Source organism: Actinomadura chokoriensis (assembly GCF_041463665.1).
In the GTDB taxonomy this organism is placed as follows: Bacteria; Actinomycetota; Actinomycetes; order Streptosporangiales; family Streptosporangiaceae; genus Spirillospora; species Spirillospora chokoriensis_A.
Genome location: NZ_JAXCEJ010000020.1, coordinates 124727 through 140826 on the forward strand (window position 1 = coordinate 124727; position 16100 = coordinate 140826).

At 72.3% G+C, this 16100-nt stretch carries 16 protein-coding genes; 8 read left to right on the forward strand and 8 right to left on the reverse strand.

Translation table 11 applies throughout. The features are described from left to right. Positions 1–20 precede the first annotated feature (20 nt). From SM418_RS27635 to SM418_RS27650, 4 genes are all read left to right on the forward strand, one after another. Positions 21–767, forward strand: a complete 747-nt coding sequence (locus SM418_RS27635) for a ComEA family DNA-binding protein (protein WP_371944550.1) — start codon at positions 21–23, stop codon at positions 765–767. Next, positions 764–3268 carry a ComEC/Rec2 family competence protein gene (locus tag SM418_RS27640; protein WP_371944549.1) on the forward strand — a complete coding sequence of 835 codons (2505 nt, stop codon included), beginning with the start codon at positions 764–766 and terminating at the stop codon, positions 3266–3268. The genes SM418_RS27635 and SM418_RS27640 overlap by 4 nt, the downstream gene beginning before the upstream one ends. Positions 3269–3296: 28 nt before the next feature. Further along, the gene (gene holA / locus SM418_RS27645; protein WP_371944548.1) at positions 3297–4250 is read left to right on the forward strand and encodes a DNA polymerase III subunit delta; all 954 of its coding nucleotides are present in this window, start codon (positions 3297–3299) and stop codon (positions 4248–4250) included. A 131-nt stretch (positions 4251–4381) separates the two neighbouring features. Continuing rightward, on the forward strand, positions 4382–5335 hold the full coding sequence (locus tag SM418_RS27650; RefSeq protein WP_371944547.1) for a DUF5954 family protein: 954 nt from the start codon (positions 4382–4384) through the stop codon (positions 5333–5335). Between the two features lie 45 nt (positions 5336–5380). Here SM418_RS27650 and SM418_RS27655 read toward each other — a convergent pair whose 3' ends face one another. Both SM418_RS27655 and SM418_RS27660 read right to left on the reverse strand, forming a co-directional pair. Beyond that, a complete protein-coding gene (locus SM418_RS27655) occupies positions 5381–5797 on the reverse strand; it encodes an SRPBCC family protein (protein ID WP_371944546.1) in 417 nt (138 codons plus the stop codon). Beyond that, entirely contained in the window at positions 5737–6657 is a 921-nt protein-coding gene (locus SM418_RS27660) for a LysR family transcriptional regulator (protein ID WP_371944545.1), read from the reverse strand. The genes SM418_RS27655 and SM418_RS27660 overlap by 61 nt, the downstream gene beginning before the upstream one ends. A 69-nt stretch (positions 6658–6726) precedes the next feature. Between SM418_RS27660 and SM418_RS27665 the strand changes: the two genes are divergently transcribed. Beyond that, positions 6727–7254: a hypothetical protein gene (locus SM418_RS27665; RefSeq protein ID WP_371944544.1), complete on the forward strand. Its 528-nt coding sequence runs from the start codon at positions 6727–6729 to the stop codon at positions 7252–7254. On the opposite strand, the gene SM418_RS27670 is transcribed toward SM418_RS27665, so the two are convergent. Together SM418_RS27670 and rpsT are read right to left on the reverse strand one after the other, a co-directional pair. Then, positions 7196–7744: an RNA 2'-phosphotransferase gene (locus SM418_RS27670; RefSeq protein WP_371944543.1), complete on the reverse strand. Its 549-nt coding sequence runs from the start codon at positions 7742–7744 to the stop codon at positions 7196–7198. The genes SM418_RS27665 and SM418_RS27670 overlap by 59 nt on opposite strands. A gap of 64 nt (positions 7745–7808) precedes the next feature. Then, entirely contained in the window at positions 7809–8081 is a 273-nt protein-coding gene (gene rpsT, locus SM418_RS27675; protein ID WP_371944542.1) for a 30S ribosomal protein S20, read from the reverse strand. A gap of 203 nt (positions 8082–8284) precedes the next feature. Here rpsT and lepA point away from each other — a divergent pair, with 203 nt between their 5' ends. Further along, positions 8285–10159, forward strand: a complete 1875-nt coding sequence (gene lepA, locus SM418_RS27680; protein WP_371944541.1) for a translation elongation factor 4 — start codon at positions 8285–8287, stop codon at positions 10157–10159. A gap of 114 nt (positions 10160–10273) precedes the next feature. On the opposite strand, the gene SM418_RS27685 is transcribed toward lepA, so the two are convergent. The 3 genes from SM418_RS27685 to SM418_RS27695 all read right to left on the reverse strand — a co-directional run bounded on the left by SM418_RS27685 (position 10274) and on the right by SM418_RS27695 (position 13354). Further along, a complete protein-coding gene (locus tag SM418_RS27685; RefSeq protein WP_371944540.1) occupies positions 10274–10621 on the reverse strand; it encodes a DUF4870 domain-containing protein in 348 nt (115 codons plus the stop codon). 333 nt (positions 10622–10954) lie between these two features. Next, positions 10955–12382 carry a hypothetical protein gene (locus SM418_RS27690; protein WP_371944539.1) on the reverse strand — a complete coding sequence of 476 codons (1428 nt, stop codon included), beginning with the start codon at positions 12380–12382 and terminating at the stop codon, positions 10955–10957. 75 nt (positions 12383–12457) lie between these two features. Beyond that, entirely contained in the window at positions 12458–13354 is an 897-nt protein-coding gene (locus tag SM418_RS27695; protein WP_371944538.1) for a hypothetical protein, read from the reverse strand. A gap of 209 nt (positions 13355–13563) precedes the next feature. Here SM418_RS27695 and SM418_RS27700 point away from each other — a divergent pair, with 209 nt between their 5' ends. Further along, complete coding sequence (locus SM418_RS27700) at positions 13564–13956, forward strand: antitoxin YezG family protein (RefSeq protein WP_371944537.1); 393 nt, start codon at positions 13564–13566, stop codon at positions 13954–13956. Between the two features lie 31 nt (positions 13957–13987). Next, on the forward strand, positions 13988–15196 hold the full coding sequence (gene hemW / locus SM418_RS27705; protein ID WP_371944535.1) for a radical SAM family heme chaperone HemW: 1209 nt from the start codon (positions 13988–13990) through the stop codon (positions 15194–15196). 34 nt (positions 15197–15230) lie between these two features. Here hemW and SM418_RS27710 read toward each other — a convergent pair whose 3' ends face one another. Further along, the gene (locus tag SM418_RS27710; protein WP_371944534.1) at positions 15231–16043 is read right to left on the reverse strand and encodes a DUF3097 domain-containing protein; all 813 of its coding nucleotides are present in this window, start codon (positions 16041–16043) and stop codon (positions 15231–15233) included. Positions 16044–16100: the final 57 nt, after the last annotated feature.

Consider the following 16100-nt stretch of genomic DNA (forward strand, 5'->3'; position numbering starts at 1 on the left):
TCTCCTTAGCGTCGGACCACATGAGACCCGACGCGCAGGACCGCCTGACCGCCCTCATCGGGAGGGTGCGGCCGCCCGCCCCTCCTCCCGACGCACCGCCGTCGGCCCGCTTACGGGCGACCTTCCGGGCGACGCCCGAACGATCCCACGTCCGGACGCTCGTTCTCATCGGCGTGGTCGCCGCCCTGGTCGCGGCCGGCTACCTGTGGCTCGCGCGCCCGCGCCCTCAGGCGTCCGCGGCCCCCATGGCCGGCGCCACGCTCGCCGGCCCGCGGCCCGCCGTCTCCGCGCGCCCGGCCGCGGCACCCTCCGTGGTCGTCCACGTCCTCGGCAAGGTGAGGCGGCCGGGCGTGGTCACGCTGCCGTCCGGCTCCAGGGTCGCCGAGGCCATCAAGGCCGCCGGCGGGGTCCGCCCGGGCGCCAGAACCGGCACGCTCAACCTCGCCCGCGAACTCGTGGACGGCGAGCAGATCCCGGTCGGCGTGCCCCGGCCCGCCCAGCCACCGGGTGTCGGCGCGTCTGCCGGCACGTCCGGTCCTGGCGCGTCCGGTCCCGGCACGTCCGGCGCGTCCGGCGCGCCGCTCGACCTCAACGCCGCCACCCCCGACCAACTGGACGACCTCCCTGGCGTCGGTCCCGTCCTCGCCCAGCGCATCGCCGCCTACCGCGCCCAGCACGGCGGCTTCCGCTCGGTCGAGCAACTCCAGGAGGTCAGCGGCATAGGCGCCCGCCGCTTCGAAGACCTGAAACCCATGGTCCGCGTATGACCCACGACATCCGGCTGCTGGCCCCCGCCCTCGCCACCTGGCTGACGGCCGCCCTGACCATGGGCCTTCCTCCGTGGCTCACCTATGCCCTGGCCGCCGCCGCGGCCCTGGCGTCCCTCTACCTCCTGGCCGGCCGCCGCCAGACCCGACCGGCCACCCCTCCGAGCGGGCGAGAAGCGCACCGCGACTCCGATGACCGGCGCCGACCGGCGGCAGCGGCGGCTGGGAACCTTCTCCGTCAGCCCGGCCGACCGGGAAGCCCAGAGCGGAGCACGTTCTTCGGCTCGCCCGGCCACGGGCTGCCGCGCGCCGTTCCACGGTGTGCGCAGGCGCGTTCCACGCACGGGCGCCGACTTCCCGGACTGCGTCCGGGCTGTGGCGGTGGCCGTCGGCGGGTCGTGCTCGGCGTCGTCCTGGCATGCGCGGCGGCGTCGGCCTGCGGCGTGGCGCTCCGGGTGACCGCCGTCGGCGGCGGGCCGGTGCGGGACCTCGCGCGCGCCGGACGGTTCGCGACGGCCGAGGCCGTGGTGACCGGCGACCCGCAGGGCAAACCGGGCGGCGGCCGCCAGATGATCATCGTCCGGGCCCGCGCCGAGGCGGTGCCGCGGGCGAAGATCCGCGTCCCGGTGCTGCTCATCGCGGGCGATCCCCGCTGGCTGCGCCTCGTGCCCAGCCAGCGGGTCCGGCTGCGCGGCCGGTTCGTGCCGCCCCGAGGCCACGACCTCCTGGCCGCGGTCGTGATCGTCCGGGGGCCGCCCACCCTGCTCGGGCCGCCCTCCAGGGTGCAGCGCGCCGCCGAGCACGTGCGCGCGCGCCTGCGGGCGGCGGTGCAGCACATGCCACCCGACCGGCGCGGAGTGCTGCCCGGCATGGTCGTCGGCGACACCTCCCGCCTCGATCCCGCGCTCGCGGACGACTTCCGGACGGCCGGCCTCACCCACCTCCTGGTGGTCTCCGGCGCCAACCTGGCGATCGTCGCCGGGGCGGTTCTCGGGCTGTGCCGTCTCGCCGGCCTCGGCCGCCGCCGCGCCCCGCCCGTGGCCGTCCTCGCGGTGCTGGCGTTCGTCATCGTCGCGCGGCCGGAACCGAGCGTTCTGCGGGCGGCGGTCATGGGCGTGATCGGCATCCTCGCGCTGTTCACCGGCCGGGAACGGCAGGGGCTGCCCGCGCTCGCCGCCGCCGTCCTCCTCCTCGTCCTGATCGATCCCGAACTCGCGCGCTCCTACGGATTCGCGCTGTCGGTCCTCGCGACGGCCGGGCTGCTCGTCCTCGCGCCGCCGTGGCGGGAACGGCTCGCGCGCCGGCTGCCCGGCCCCCTCGCCGACGCCCTCGCCGTGTCGGCCGCCGCCGAGGTCGCGGTGGCCCCGGTCCTGGTGATGATCTCCGGCGAGGTGGGCGTCGTCTCCGTCCTCGCGAACCTGCTGGCGGCCCCCGCCGTCGCCCCCGCCACCATCCTCGGCGCTCTCGGCGCGGTGACGGCGACCGTCTCGCTGCCGGTCGCCCGGCTGGTCGTGTGGCCCGCCGGCCTCGCCGTCGGCTGGATCATCCGGGTCGCCCGCACCGCCGCCGCGCTGCCGTACGCGACCGTCCCCTGGGCCGGCGGCGGCCTCGGCGCCGCCACCCTCCTGGCGGCCGCCGCGGCGGCCGTCCTGATCCTGCGCAGCGGCCGCCTGCGCCTGATCGCCGCCGCGGCCATGACCGGGGTCCTGATCGCGGTCGTCGCCATGCGCGCGACGGCTCCCGGGTGGCCTCCGCCCGGATGGCAAATGGTGGCCTGCGATGTGGGCCAAGGCGACGCGCTGGTCCTGTCCGCCGGTCCGGGCCAGGCCGTCGTCGTCGACACGGGCCCGGAGCCCGCCCCCGTCGACCGCTGCCTCCGGCGCCTTCGCGTGATCGACGTGCCGCTCCTGATCCTGACCCATCCGCACGCCGACCACATGAACGGCACCTCCGGCGTCCGCCGCCACCGCACGGTCCACGAGGTGCTGACGACACCCCTCACCTCGGGCCGCGAGGCGCGCCACACCTTCGGCCTCCGATCCCGCCACGCCGAATCGGGCCAGCAGTGGCGCGTAGGCGATCTGACGCTCTCGATCCTGTCCCCGCTCACCGCCGCCCACCGCCTCTCAGCAGGGGACGACGGCACCGCGGTCAACAACGCGAGCGTGGTCCTGGTCGCCCGCAAACCGGGCTTCAGCGCGCTCCTGGCAGGCGACATCGAAGCGGACGCCCAGCGCGCCCTGGAGACGGCCGTCCCCCACGTCCAGGTCCTCAAGGTCCCGCACCACGGCTCCCGCAGCCAGGACCCCCGGTTCCTGGCCGCCGCCCACGCGTCCATCTCGCTGATCTCGGTCGGCGAACGCAACGACTACGGCCACCCGTCCCCGGCGACCCTCACCCTTCTCCGCCGCCTCCACACGCAGATTCACCGCACCGACCAGGAAGGAGACATAGCCATAGTCCGCACGAACACCGCCATGACAGCCGTCCCCCGCCACTGACCGCATCCGAACGTGGGATGCTGCTGGGGTGTCGGTTGAGTCCATCGTTCTGGTCGTCGGGGACGAAGAGCTGCTCGTGGAGCGGGCGATCGGGGAGGTCGTCGCGTCCGTGCGCGGGGAGGACCCGGAGGCGGAGGTCATCGATCTGGCGCCGGGCGGGCTGGAGACCGGGCGGATCTCGGAGCTGACGTCGCCGTCGCTGTTCGGCGGCGCGAAGGTGCTGGTGATCCGGTCGGCGCAGGACCTCGGCAAGGACCTGACGGCCGAGGTGCTGAAGTACGCCAGGAACCCGGCCGACGATGTGGTGCTGGTGGCCGTCCACCACGGCGGGGCCAGGGGGAAGGCGCTGGTCGACGGGCTGGTCAAGCTCAAGGCCCGCAAGATCTCGTGCCCGAAGGTCACCAAGGCGGGGGAGCGGATCGACTTCGTCCGGGCCGAGATCCGCCGGGCGGGCGGGAAGATCTCGGCCGACGGCGCGCGCGGGCTGCTCGACGCGGTGGGGAACGACCTGCGCGAGCTGGCGGCGGCGTGCAGCCAGCTGGTGGCCGACACCGGGGGGAAGGTCGACGACGCGGCCGTCGCCCGCTACTACCGGGGGCGCGCCGAGGTCAGCGGGTTCACGGTGGCGGACAAGGCCATCGAGGGCCAGCTGGCCGAGGCCCTGGAGCAGCTCCGGTGGGCGCTCGCCACGGGGGTGGCGCCGGTGCTGATCGTCAGCGCGCTCGCCCAGGGCGTGCGGGGGCTGGCGAAGGTCGGCGGCGCGCCCCGCGGCGCGCGCGGCGCCGCGCTGGCGAAGGACCTGGGCATGCCGCCGTGGAAGATCGATCGAGTGCAGAAGCAGTTGCGGGGCTGGTCCGGCGACGGGGTCGCCCGAGCGCTGGCGGCGGTCGCCGAGGCCGATGAGGCCGTCAAGGGCGGCGCGGCCGATCCCGCGTACGCCCTGGAGAAGACCGTCGCGGAGATCGTCGCCGCGCGCGGCTGACCAGCCTCGCGGCGCGACGCGCGGTGCGGTGCGGTGCGGTGCGGTGCCAGGGTCGAGCCGCCCGCTTGCCCAGGAGGGCTGTTTTTCACGAAACGTGTGCGGGTGGATCGGATCTGTGACCATGATGTGGCATGAGCTTCCCGTTGATGCCCGGTTACGACCGCATCGATATGGTCGCCGATCTCGACCCGGTGGCGGCGGTGCGGGACAAGGAGCTCGGCGAGCGGATCCAGGAGTACCCCAAACTGTTCCCCGCCGGGTCGCCCGACTTCGGATTCGCGATCCAGAGCGGGACGGGCTGGCGCATCGGGTGCCTCGGCGCGTCCGATCCGGAAGGCGGACGCAGGAGCCTGGCCGTCCATCTGCGTCAGACCGTGGCCGAGCAGGAGCCCGCGCCGGACCTGGCCCGCGCGATGCTGGCGGCCGCCGGACGGCTCGACCCCGAGGAGGGCGAGCAGCTCGCCAAGGACGAGTGGGAGATCGGCGACCGGCGTTACCGGGTGATCCGGATCGAGAAGTTCACCCTGATCGGCGGGGGCGAGATGGAGCCTCCCCGGTCCACCGACACCGAACCGGACGGATGGCCGGTGCCGCTCCGCGACCACCCCATCGAACCGCTGGCTCCGTCCGGCCACTGGGAGACGCAACTGCGGCTGAACCTGGTCGGGTTCCGCCCCATTCCGGGCACCGTCCCGGAGATCGTCCAGACCGAGGCCGCCCACGCGATCCGGTCGCACCCGGGAGTGATCCTGCTGCCGCCGACCTTCACCGTGGTGGAGATCAAGGACGGCGCCTGGGATCCCATCACCGGAGGCGAGGGCCCCCTTCAGGCGCGCGACAATCTGGCCGCCCATTTCACCCAGCTGCTGCCCCTGCTCCGCAACTATCAGGGCGATCCCGCGTCGGCGGCCGAGCTCGCCGAGTGGGCGCGGGCGGCGGAGGAGATCAAGGCGGTGCGCGGGTACGAGTTCGCGACGATGGGGCGCCGGTTCCGCACGGTGCGGATCTCGCGGATGATGCGGGTCGGCCGGGACGGTCCAGAAGGCCCGCGGCCGTCCGATCAGGACCGCTATGGCCTTCAGTAGGGGAGAAGCCGCCCGCGCCCGGGATGACGGTCGATCCCGGAGACCTCATCGTTCGGCCTTGGCCTTCAGGCCGTTGGCCTCCATCGTCACGTAGCGGCGGGTCAGGCGCCCCGTCAGCAGGGAGAACAGGGGAGCCAGGGGGCCCTTCTGGGTGAGGGTCAGGTGGACGGCGACCGTGCCGCCGGGGGTCCGGACGATGTCGTGGGCGGCGATGGTGGTCACGCCGGGGGAGCGGGACTCCCAGGTGAAGGTCTCGTTCTCCTTGAAGGCGGTGACCGTCCAGGTCGCGGCGGGGATCTTCGGTTGGTGGACGCGCGCCCGGCTGGAGAGGGCGAAGGGTCTGTCGAGCACTTCGACGCGGTTGATCGACTCCGTCATCTCGGGCCAGCGTTCGACGTCCTTCAGGAGGTTCCAGACGGTCTCGGGCGGGGCGTCGATATCGACGGTGATCTCGAAGCGCACGGTGTACTCCTCACGGCGGTGCGTACGGCGGTCAGGAGGCCGGTTACCAGGGGGTCGTCGGCGCGGCCCGGCAGGTGCAGAGCGTAGTAGGGGACGGCCGGCAGGTCGATGATCTCGCGGGCGGCCAGGCCGGGCGGCGGGGGCACGCAGCCGTTCACGACGGCCAGGCCGACGCGCAGGGACACGAAGTGCAGCATGAGCGGCCAGCCTTCGGCCTCGACCGCGAGTGTCCAGGGGACCTCGGCCGCGCGCAGCGCGCGTTCGAGCGTGATGCGGTGCGGGCCGGTCGGGGGCGGGACGACGAGGGCGGCGCCGGCGAGGTCGGCGAGGGTGAGGCGGGGACGCGCGGTCAACGGGTGGCCGTCCGGCATGACGAGCGTCTGCGGGTAGGACGCCAGCGGTTCCGCCTCCACGTCGCCCGGGAGGACGTCGAGGACGGCGACGCCCACGTCGGCGCGCCCGGTCCGGACGGCGGTGAGGGTGCGGGCGCGGTCGCCGTTGATCAGGCGGACGCCCGGGTGGACGGCGTCGCCGAGCAGGTACAGGTAGGCGCCTTCGCCGGCGGCGAGGGTGGGGACGCGGGAGGCGGCGGCACCGTCGACCTCCGCGAGGAACGCCGTCATGCGGGCGTCGAGGTCACGGGCGAAGCGGGCGACCCGCTCGCCGGCGGGGGTCAGGACCAGGCGGCGTCCGTGCCGGGTGTAGAGGGGGCGGCCGAGGGTTTCGGAGAGTTTGCGCACCTTGACGTGGAGGGCGGGCTGGGAGAGGTGGAGTTCGTCGGCGGCCCGCGTGAAGTTGAGGTGGTCGGCGAAGACGGCGAACGAGGCGAGCGCGTCCGTGGACAGGCGGCTCAGATCCATAGTCATGGACTATAACGAGGTCGCTAATCGATAGTTCTGTTTTAGGGTTCAGGGTTCGAGAGTTGAGACATGGACATCGAACCTCGGCTCGGCGTCGATTTCGGCCGGGTCATCCACGGGGGTCTGCTGGCTCCCGGCGACGACGACACCGTGTTCCTGGGCGGCAGTTTCGAGGAGGCCCTCGCCTCGCCCGCGACCGAGGGCGTCTACGAGGTGCTGCCCGGGCTCATCACGGCCTTCGAAGGGCGCGCCTGGATCATTTCCAAATGCGGCGACCGGATCCGGAAACGGACGCTCGCATGGCTCGACCATCATGACTTCTACGCCAGGACGGGGCTGCCCAGGGAGAACGTCCGGTTCTGCCGGAAACGCACGGAGAAGGCGGGGCACTGCGCGGATCTCGGCATCACCCACATGATCGATGACCGGCTGGACGTGCACCGGACCATTCGCGACATCGTGCCCTACCGGTACCTGTTCGGGCCGAGTGAGGGACCGGAATGGGTGCGGCACCTGTCCGACTGGGCCGCCGCGGAGGTCATTCGCGGAGATATTCCGGCGGCACGGAACCGGCCAGCCACACGCCGTTCGCGCTGACCCGGAACTCGTGCCCGTCGCCGGCCATCCGGCCGGACTCCACCGTGAGGACGACGGGCCGGCCGCGGCGGGCGCCGACGCGCCGGGCCGTCTCGCGGTCGGCGGAGAGATGGACGGCGTGCCTGCCCATCGGCAGCAGTCCCTCACACAGGATCGCGTCCGCGGAACGGCGGACGGTGCCGTGATAGAGGCATTCCGGCGGGGGCGTCGGAGGCAGGTTCAACTCGACGGGGATCGAATGCCCCTGGACGGCCCGTATCCGGTTCCCGTCCAGTTCGTAGCGCTTCTTGTCGTTGACTTCGACCACGTGTTCCAGTTCGGAACGGGTCAACGCGAAGCCGTGCCGCTCGGCGGCGGCGAGAAGTTCGGTGACGTCCGCCCAGCCTTCGGGCGACAGCGTGAGACCGATCCGCTCGGGGCGGTGCCGCAGATGCTTGGCGAGATACTTTGAGATCTTCACCATGCGGCGCTCGTCCAGACGCTCGTCCATGGGCGTGGACCGGACATGCGTCGGGGCCGGCCGGTGACGCGGGCCGGCCCCGGGCGCGCGGCTCTTACTCGGCCGCCTGCAGGGCGGCGGTGCGCTTGGCGATCGCCGACTTGCGGTTGGCGGCCTGGTTCTTGTGGATGACGCCCTTGCTGGCGGCCTTGTCGAGCTTGCGCGCCGCGGTGCGCTGCGCGGTGACGGCCTCGTCGAGGTTGCCGGCGTCGGCGGCCTCGCGGAACTTGCGGATCGCCGTCTTCAGCTCGGACTTGACGGCCTTGTTGCGCAGCCGGGCCTTCTCGTTCTGCTTGTTGCGCTTGATCTGGGACTTGATGTTAGCCACGTCGTAGTGCCTCAGCTTGGTAGCGATCCTCGCCTGCTCGCCGGCAGGCTCCAACAGATGTCTGAACGGGGGCGGGACGGTGCCCCCGGGGCACGACGCTACGCCACACGCAGTCGCACAGCCTACCAATCACTGGCGCCCGCCCCAAACCGGGCCGTGCACGGAGCATCGCGCACGGCATGGGACTATGGAAGCACATATCCATGCCCACCAGTGAGTTTTGCGAACGGACCCCGGTGCCAGCGCCTCAGCCCGACAAGACCGATCCCGCGATCATCCGCAACTTCTGCATCATCGCGCACATCGACCACGGCAAGTCGACCCTCGCGGACCGGATGCTGCAGCTGACGGGTGTGGTGGAGGCGCGCCAGATGCGCGCCCAGTACCTCGACCGCATGGACATCGAGCGCGAGCGCGGCATCACGATCAAGAGCCAGGCCGTCCGGCTGCCCTGGACGTCGGGCGGCGTCGACCACGTCCTCAACCTGATCGACACCCCGGGGCACGTCGACTTCTCCTACGAGGTGTCGCGGTCGCTGGCGGCGTGCGAGGGCGCGGTCCTGCTGGTGGACGCGGCGCAGGGCATCGAGGCGCAGACGCTCGCGAACCTGTACCTGGCCATCGAGGCGGACCTGCACCTCATTCCGGTGCTGAACAAGATCGACCTTCCGGCGGCCCAGCCCGACAAGTACGCCGAGGAACTGGCCGGGATCATCGGCTGCGACCCGTCGGACGTGCTGCGCGTGTCCGGCAAGACCGGCGAGGGCGTCCGCGAGCTGCTCGACAAGATCGTCGCGGAGGTGCCGGCGCCGGTCGGCGACCCGGACGGCCCCGCCCGCGCACTGATCTTCGACTCCGTCTACGACACCTACCGCGGCGTCGTCACCTACGTCCGGATCATGGACGGCCGCCTGTCGCGCCGCGAGAAGAGCCTCATGATGTCGACCGGGGCCGCGCACGAGACCCTGGAGGTCGGCGTGATCTCCCCGGAGCCGAAGCCCGTGCAGGGCCTCGGCGTCGGCGAGGTCGGGTACCTGATCACCGGGGTCAAGGACGTCCGGCAGGCGCGGGTCGGCGACACCGTGACCGGCGCGTCCCGGCAGGCGGCCGAGGCGCTCGGCGGCTACCGCGACCCGAAGCCCATGGTGTTCTCCGGCCTCTACCCGATGGACGGCGACCAGTACCCGGAGTTGCGGGACGCGCTCGACAAGCTGCGGCTGAACGACGCCGCGCTCGTGTACGAGCCGGAGACGTCGGCGGCGCTCGGGTTCGGGTTCCGCTGCGGCTTCCTCGGCCTGCTGCACATGGAGATCGTCCGGGAGCGGCTGGAGCGCGAGTTCGACCTGTCGCTGATCTCGACCGCGCCGAACGTCGTCTACCGCGTGGTGATGGAGGACGGCAGCGAGCACACCGTCACCAACCCCAGCGAGTTCCCCGAGGGCAAGATCGGCGCGGTGTACGAGCCGGTGGTGAAGGCGACGCTGCTGTCCCCGGCCGAGCACATCGGCGCGATCATGGAGCTGTGCCAGGGCCGCCGCGGCGTGCTGCTCGGCATGGACTACCTCTCCGAGGACCGCGTCGAGATCCGCTACACGCTGCCGCTCGCCGAGATCATCTTCGACTTCTTCGACCAGTTGAAGTCGCGGACGCGCGGGTACGCCTCGCTCGACTACGAGCCCAGCGGGGAGCAGGAGGCCGAGCTCGTGAAGGTCGACATCCTGCTGCAGGGCGAGTCGGTGGACGCGTTCAGCCAGATCGTCCACCGGGACAAGTCCCGCGAGTACGGGCTGATGATGACGTCCAAGCTGAAGGAGCTCATCCCCCGGCAGCAGTACGAGGTGCCCATCCAGGCCGCGATCGGCGCCCGGATCATCGCCCGCGAGAACATCCGCGCCATCCGCAAGGACGTCCTCGCCAAGTGCTACGGCGGCGACATCTCCCGCAAGCGCAAGCTGCTGGAGAAGCAGAAGGAGGGCAAGAAGCGGATGAAGACCATCGGGCGGGTGGACGTCCCGCAGGAGGCCTTCGTCGCCGCCCTCTCCACCGGCGGCGGCGACGCCGACAAGGGCAAGAAGTAGGCCCCGCCCCGGGCCCCGCCTAAACGGCGCCTACTTCACGGCCTACTTCACGGCCTACTTCACGGCCTACTTCACGGCCTACTTCACGGCCTACTTCACGGCCTACTTCACGGCCTACTTCACGATGGGCCACGCCACCGGGGCCGGGACGCTGCGGAACTCGCCGCGGTTGGCGGCCCGCCCCGCGTAGACGAGGAAGAACATCACGGCGGCCGTGAACAGCAGCGGCACCCAGATGAGGACGTCGACTGCGAGGGACAGCAGGCCGAAGACGAACCAGACGGCGATGGCGGCGATGCCCATGTTGAGGCCCTGCGCGGCATGCCGGCGGACGAACGGTGAGCGGGCCTTGCCGAAGTAGACGATGGCCGGTGCGATCGCGCCGACCAGGAACTGGCCCAGGTACGCCATCAGCGACCACGTCTTGTCGTCATCGCTGACTGGCCCGTAGTGACCGGGCATCTGGGCGGTGCCTCCACCGGGCTGGGGCTGTTGCCAGGCCGCGTTGGGCTGCTGCTGAGCATGCTGGGGTTGCTGCCAAACGTTCCCTGGTTGCTGCCAGGGAGCCTGCTGCTGCGGCTGCTGCCAGACGTTCCCTGGTTGCTGCCCTTGGCCGGGCGACGGGGGAGGCCCGTAGGCCATGGCGGACGTCCTCTCCTCTAGTTCGCTGCGCGTTCGCGGTGCGAGCTATTGCGCGAAGTGTATGACTCATTGGACGCGCCAGAAGTTCGGACGGGTTCCCCGGAACCGCCCGGCCCGTGGCCGTTTCGCGCCACGGGCCGGCCCATATCGCGGTTACGGACGCCAGATGACGGCGGACGGGTTCGCCTGGGTGAGCGTGACCGAGCCCGTCCATGCGATGGACGACGGCTGAGGCAGGTACGCCTCGTCCAGGAAGAACCCCCGGTTGACGGACGTGACCGTGGCGGGCGCGCCGTTGTCGCCGGACCCGGTAGGACGGCGGATCGCCTCGATGCTCGCGATGTCGGAGACCCGCGTCCCTTCCGGCAGTTCGACGGTGGTGGCGACGGCGCCGTCACGATCGATCGACCAGGTCGGCTCGTCATGGTCGGACCGGTACAGCGTGGACGTGTCGGACTTCAGCCGGACACCGAGCGCCACGCCCGGCACCGACCCGGTCCCGGCCGCCGCGCCCGTCGCCTTGGCGAACTCCGCGAAGAGGTACGTGCGCTGGTCGCCGACCTCCCGCGTCGCCGGATCGGACGGGTTCTCGATCTTCCCTTCCCGGACCATCTCCTGCGCCGCGACCCGGTACGTCCACGGCTCGCGGTCCATGACGACCTCGCGCGCGCGCCCGTCCGGACGGGTCCCGGACGCGTCGAGGAGGAAGCGCAGCGGCGGCTCCGGCGAGACCACGTCGCACATGTTGTTGTTCTGCGTGCAGGTCTGGAGGACCGGATGGTCGCCCTCGTAGCGCCCGCTGAACTTCAGCGTCAGGTGCATGGGCGCCTGGTAGACGGCGGTGCCGTCCACCCGGTTCCCGGACGCGTCCACCTCGACCCGGTACACCCACTCGATGTCGGTCGTCCGGCCCCAGCGGGCCATCAGCGCGGGCGTGTCGGTGCCGCCGTCCTCGTTGCTCCAGACCACCGAGTACTCGATGACGCGGTGCCCCGGCGTGGCCGCGGCCCGCGTCTCGTGCCAGGCGATCAGCGGGGTGTCGGTGGCGGCGTTCTGGTAGGGGTCGCCGAAGGGCCAGCCCGTCCGGCCGACGACGACCGGCGCGTGGCGGAGGGCGAGCGCGTCCGACGTCCGGACCGCGGCCCGCCGGAGCGTGACGCGGCGGGCGGCGGGCGCGCTGCCCTTCGCGAAGCGCAGCGTCACCCTGTGGCGGCCCTTCCCGACATGTCCGAGGCCGAGGCTCCGGGGGATCGGGTCTGACGAGGGGACGACGAGGTCGGTCACATGGCGTCCGTCCACCGAGATCGACACGACGGCGGACTCGGCGCCCGCACGCGCCCAGGAGACCCCCGGGGCGGACGCGGTGAAGGAGATCACCGCCTCCCCGTCCCGGCGCGCGGTGAACGGCAGCGACCGGGCGGGCCCGCCGCGCCGGACGGTGATCGTCCCGGCGGCGGAGGACGTGAGGGCGGAGGACGCGGCGGGGGAGGCGTGGGCGGGCAGGGCGGTGAGGGTGAGGGGAGCGCCGGCGAGGGCGGCGCCGGTCACGGCGAGCACGGCATGACGCGCACGGCTTCTCATGATCAGGAACCTAGGGCGGCCGGGTCGCGTTCCGGTGACGGCAGGGTCGCCCGCGGGTGTCGGCTCGGTGAGCCTTCAGGCACGGCTCCGGTGCGGCGTCCGGTGCGGCGCGGGGACGGCGGGCGGCTGCAGCGACACCGCCGTGAAGGGCTCGGCGTCGCCGGGCAGGTCGGGCCCGTAGAGCGTGAGCCCGGACGCGGCCAGCCGGACCGTGCGCCCCCGCCGGACGACCTCGTGCCCCAGTTCCCGCAGCAGCGCGACCACGTCGCGGGCGGGCTCGTCGAGCAGGTCGACGCCGTCCACCCGGAACCGCATCTCCGGGTTGCCGCTCCAGCCGGGCGACCGCGTCCCGCAGATCTCGGCGAGCCGCTCCACGCCGTCCTCGCCCCGGTCGGTGGACAGCGCCAGCGTCCCGCGACCCACCCGGACGCTGCGATGATCGGCCCAGCCGCACAGCAGCGACGCCTTCGGCGGCGGGGTGCCGCACCGCTCGGCGACCGCGGCGAGCGTCGTCCACGCGTCGGGGGCGTGCGTGGAGAACAGCAGGTTCGCCTCCGGCAGCAGCGCCCCGCGCCCCGGCTCCAGCGTGATCACGAACGGCGCGACCCGGCCGGGGAACCGCGCCGGATCGGCCTCCCGGAGCGTGACGAGCCCCTCCCACGCGACCGGCTCGTCCACCGCGAACCAGGTGATCACGGCCTCGACGCCGAGGGCGCGGAACGTCGCGTCGGTCAGCCGCTCGGCGACCGCCTCCCGCAGCCCCTCGGCCGTCTCGGCGAGCCTGCGCCGCCACCACGGCGGTTCGGGATCGCCGCCCCCGCCCGTCGACCAGCGCGTTCCCGCGCCGGCGAAGTCGCTGCGCCGCTCGCCGCCCGCCCCGTCGACCACCACGCAGTGCCAGCCGTCCGGCTCGCCCTGCAGCAACACGCGCGCCGGCGCGCGTCCCCGCTCGGTCGCACCCTCGTCCACCATCCCGATGACACTATCCACCCAAGAGGGTCGGCACGCTCCATTCCGGCCGCGCGGCGGGTGGTTTCACCACGACACGGCGGTGGTTGCTCGACCTGGGCGCGTATGTCGGTACGGTCGGAAGCAGCGGCCAGACGGTCCCGACCCGACCTCCCGGAGGTAGCGTGACCCACCCCGAGCAGGTTCTGCGTTCTGCGAAGGAACGGGAAACGGTGAACGGCGCCGTCCGCGCGCTGCGCTCCGCCGCCCCCGACGGCTGGGAACGGCTCGACTTCGAGTTCCGCGCGACCGTGGGCATCGACAGCGCCTCGTTCGAGGTCGAGGACGCCGGCGGCGGGCGCCGCACCGCCATCCCGCCGGGGCAGGCCATCGGCAGGATGGACGAGCTGCGCCGCGTCATGTACCGCAGCGGCAAGGGCGCCTGGTTCACCGCGCGCCTGCAGATCGAGCGCTCCGGCCGGTTCAGCGCCGAGTTCGACTACGACGGCGAGCCCGACTTCACCCCGCCCCTCACCCCGTCCGCCTACGCCCTGGACCTCGACCGCTTCCCCCGCTCGGAGACCCACATCCCGGACTGGCTCCGCGCCAAGCTCGACGAGGTCTGAAGCAGGGCTGCACGCGAGGCAGACTTGAGGGGTGCCCTCGACCCTTCCCGATGGTGATCCCGTACCGGCCGACGGTGCGCTGCCCGGCAGCGCCCTGAACGGCCTCGGGGACCGTCCCTTCGCCTTCTACGTCCATGTGCCCTTCTGCGTGACGCGGTGCGGGTACTGCGACTTCAACACCTACACCGCGACGGAACTCGGGCCTGGGGCGAGCCGTGATTCCTACGCCGACACCGCCATCGGCGAGGTGCGCACGGCCCGCCGTGTGCTCGGGGACGCGGACCTCCCCGTCGAGACGGTTTTCGTGGGCGGCGGCACACCGACGCTGCTTCCGCCTGACGACCTGGGCCGAATCCTGGCCGCGATCGACGCCGAGTTCGGGCTCGCCAGGAACGCGGAGATCACCACGGAGGCGAATCCCGAATCGGTGGACGAGAGGTACGTGGCCGAACTCCGGCAGGCCGGGTTCACCCGTATCTCGTACGGCATGCAGAGCGCGCGCGAGCACGTCCTAGCCGTCCTGGAGCGCGCCCACACCCCCGGGCGCGTCCCGCAAGTCGTCGAGTGGACGCGTAGGGCGGGCTTCGAGCACATCAACCTGGACCTCATCTACGGGACGCCAGGGGAGACCGACGACGACTGGAAAGCCTCCCTGGAGGCGGCCCTGGCATCAGAACCAGACCATGTGTCGGCGTACGCGCTCATCGTGGAGGAGGGCACCCGCCTGGCGGCGCAGGTGAGGCGGGGTGAACTGACCGCGCCCGACGACGACGCCATGGCCGACCGCTACCTCATCGCAGACGAGATGCTCAGCGCCCACGGCCTGCACTGGTACGAGATCTCCAACTGGGCCGCCGACCCCTCCGCCGCCTGCCGCCACAACATGCTCTATTGGACGGGCGCCGACTGGTGGGGCGTAGGCCCAGGCGCGCACAGCCACGTCGGCGGAACGCGCTGGTGGAACGTCAAGCATCCCGCCGCCTACGCCTCTCGCCTGGCCGAAGGCACCACGCCCGCCCACGCCAGGGAGATCCTGACCGACGACGACCGCCACATCGAGCGCATCATGCTCGAACTACGCCTGGCCCAGGGCTGTCCCACCGAACTCCTGGACGACAAGGCCGTCCGCAGAGCCATCGATGAGGGCCTGCTGGAACCGGCACCTTACGAGCAGGGCCGCGCCGTCCTGACCCTCCGTGGCCGCCTCTTGGCCGACGCACTGGTCCGCGACCTGACCTAGGCGCAGGTGGCGAGCCCAGCCACCTGCGCCTGGGCTACGCAGTGACGAAGTCGATGAGCTCCTCCACCCGGCCCAGGAGGTCGGGCTCCAGGTCGGTGTAGGAGTTGACCGAGTTCAGGATCCGCTTCCACGCGGCGCCGGTCTCGACGCCCCAGCCGAGTTCGGCGACGACGCCCTCCTTCCACGGGATGCCGCGCGGGATGCGGGGCCAGGCGCGGATGCCGACGGCCGCCGGCTTGACCGCCTCCCAGATGTCGATGAAGGGATGCCCGGTGATGAGGACGTGCGGGGACGACACCCGCGCGGCGATCCGGGACTCCTTGGACCCCTCCACCAGGTGGTCGACGAGGACGCCGAGACGGCGCTCCTCGCCAGGGCCGAACTCCTCGACGATGGCGGGCAGGTCGTCCACGCCTTCGAGGTACTCCACGACGACGCCCTCGACGCGCAGGTCGTGTCCCCAGATCTTCTCGACAAGCTCGGCGTCGTGGACGCCCTCCACGTAGATGCGGCTCTCCTTGGCCACCTGGGCGCGCAGCCCCTGGACGGCGATGGACCCGGACGCCGAACGCGCCGGCCCCTTGGGCGCGGCGGTCGGCCGGACCAGCGTGACCGGCTTGCCGTCGATCAGGAAGCCGGACTTGGTGAGCGGGAACACGCGCCGCTTGCCGAACCGGTCCTCCAGGGTGACGCCGAACTTGTCGCAGCCGACCACCGCGCCGCAGAAGCCGCTGCCCGGATCCTCCGCCACCAGCCCGGGTTCCGCCGCGACCTCGGGAATCTGCCCTTTCCGGGGCCTGCGCCAGTCGCCGGCGAGCACGTCGTTTCCGTAGTCCTTACTGTGCACGGGTCCGCACATTAACCCTCCGGAACGGCCGCGTGGCGTCGCTCCTCGTCCCTCGGC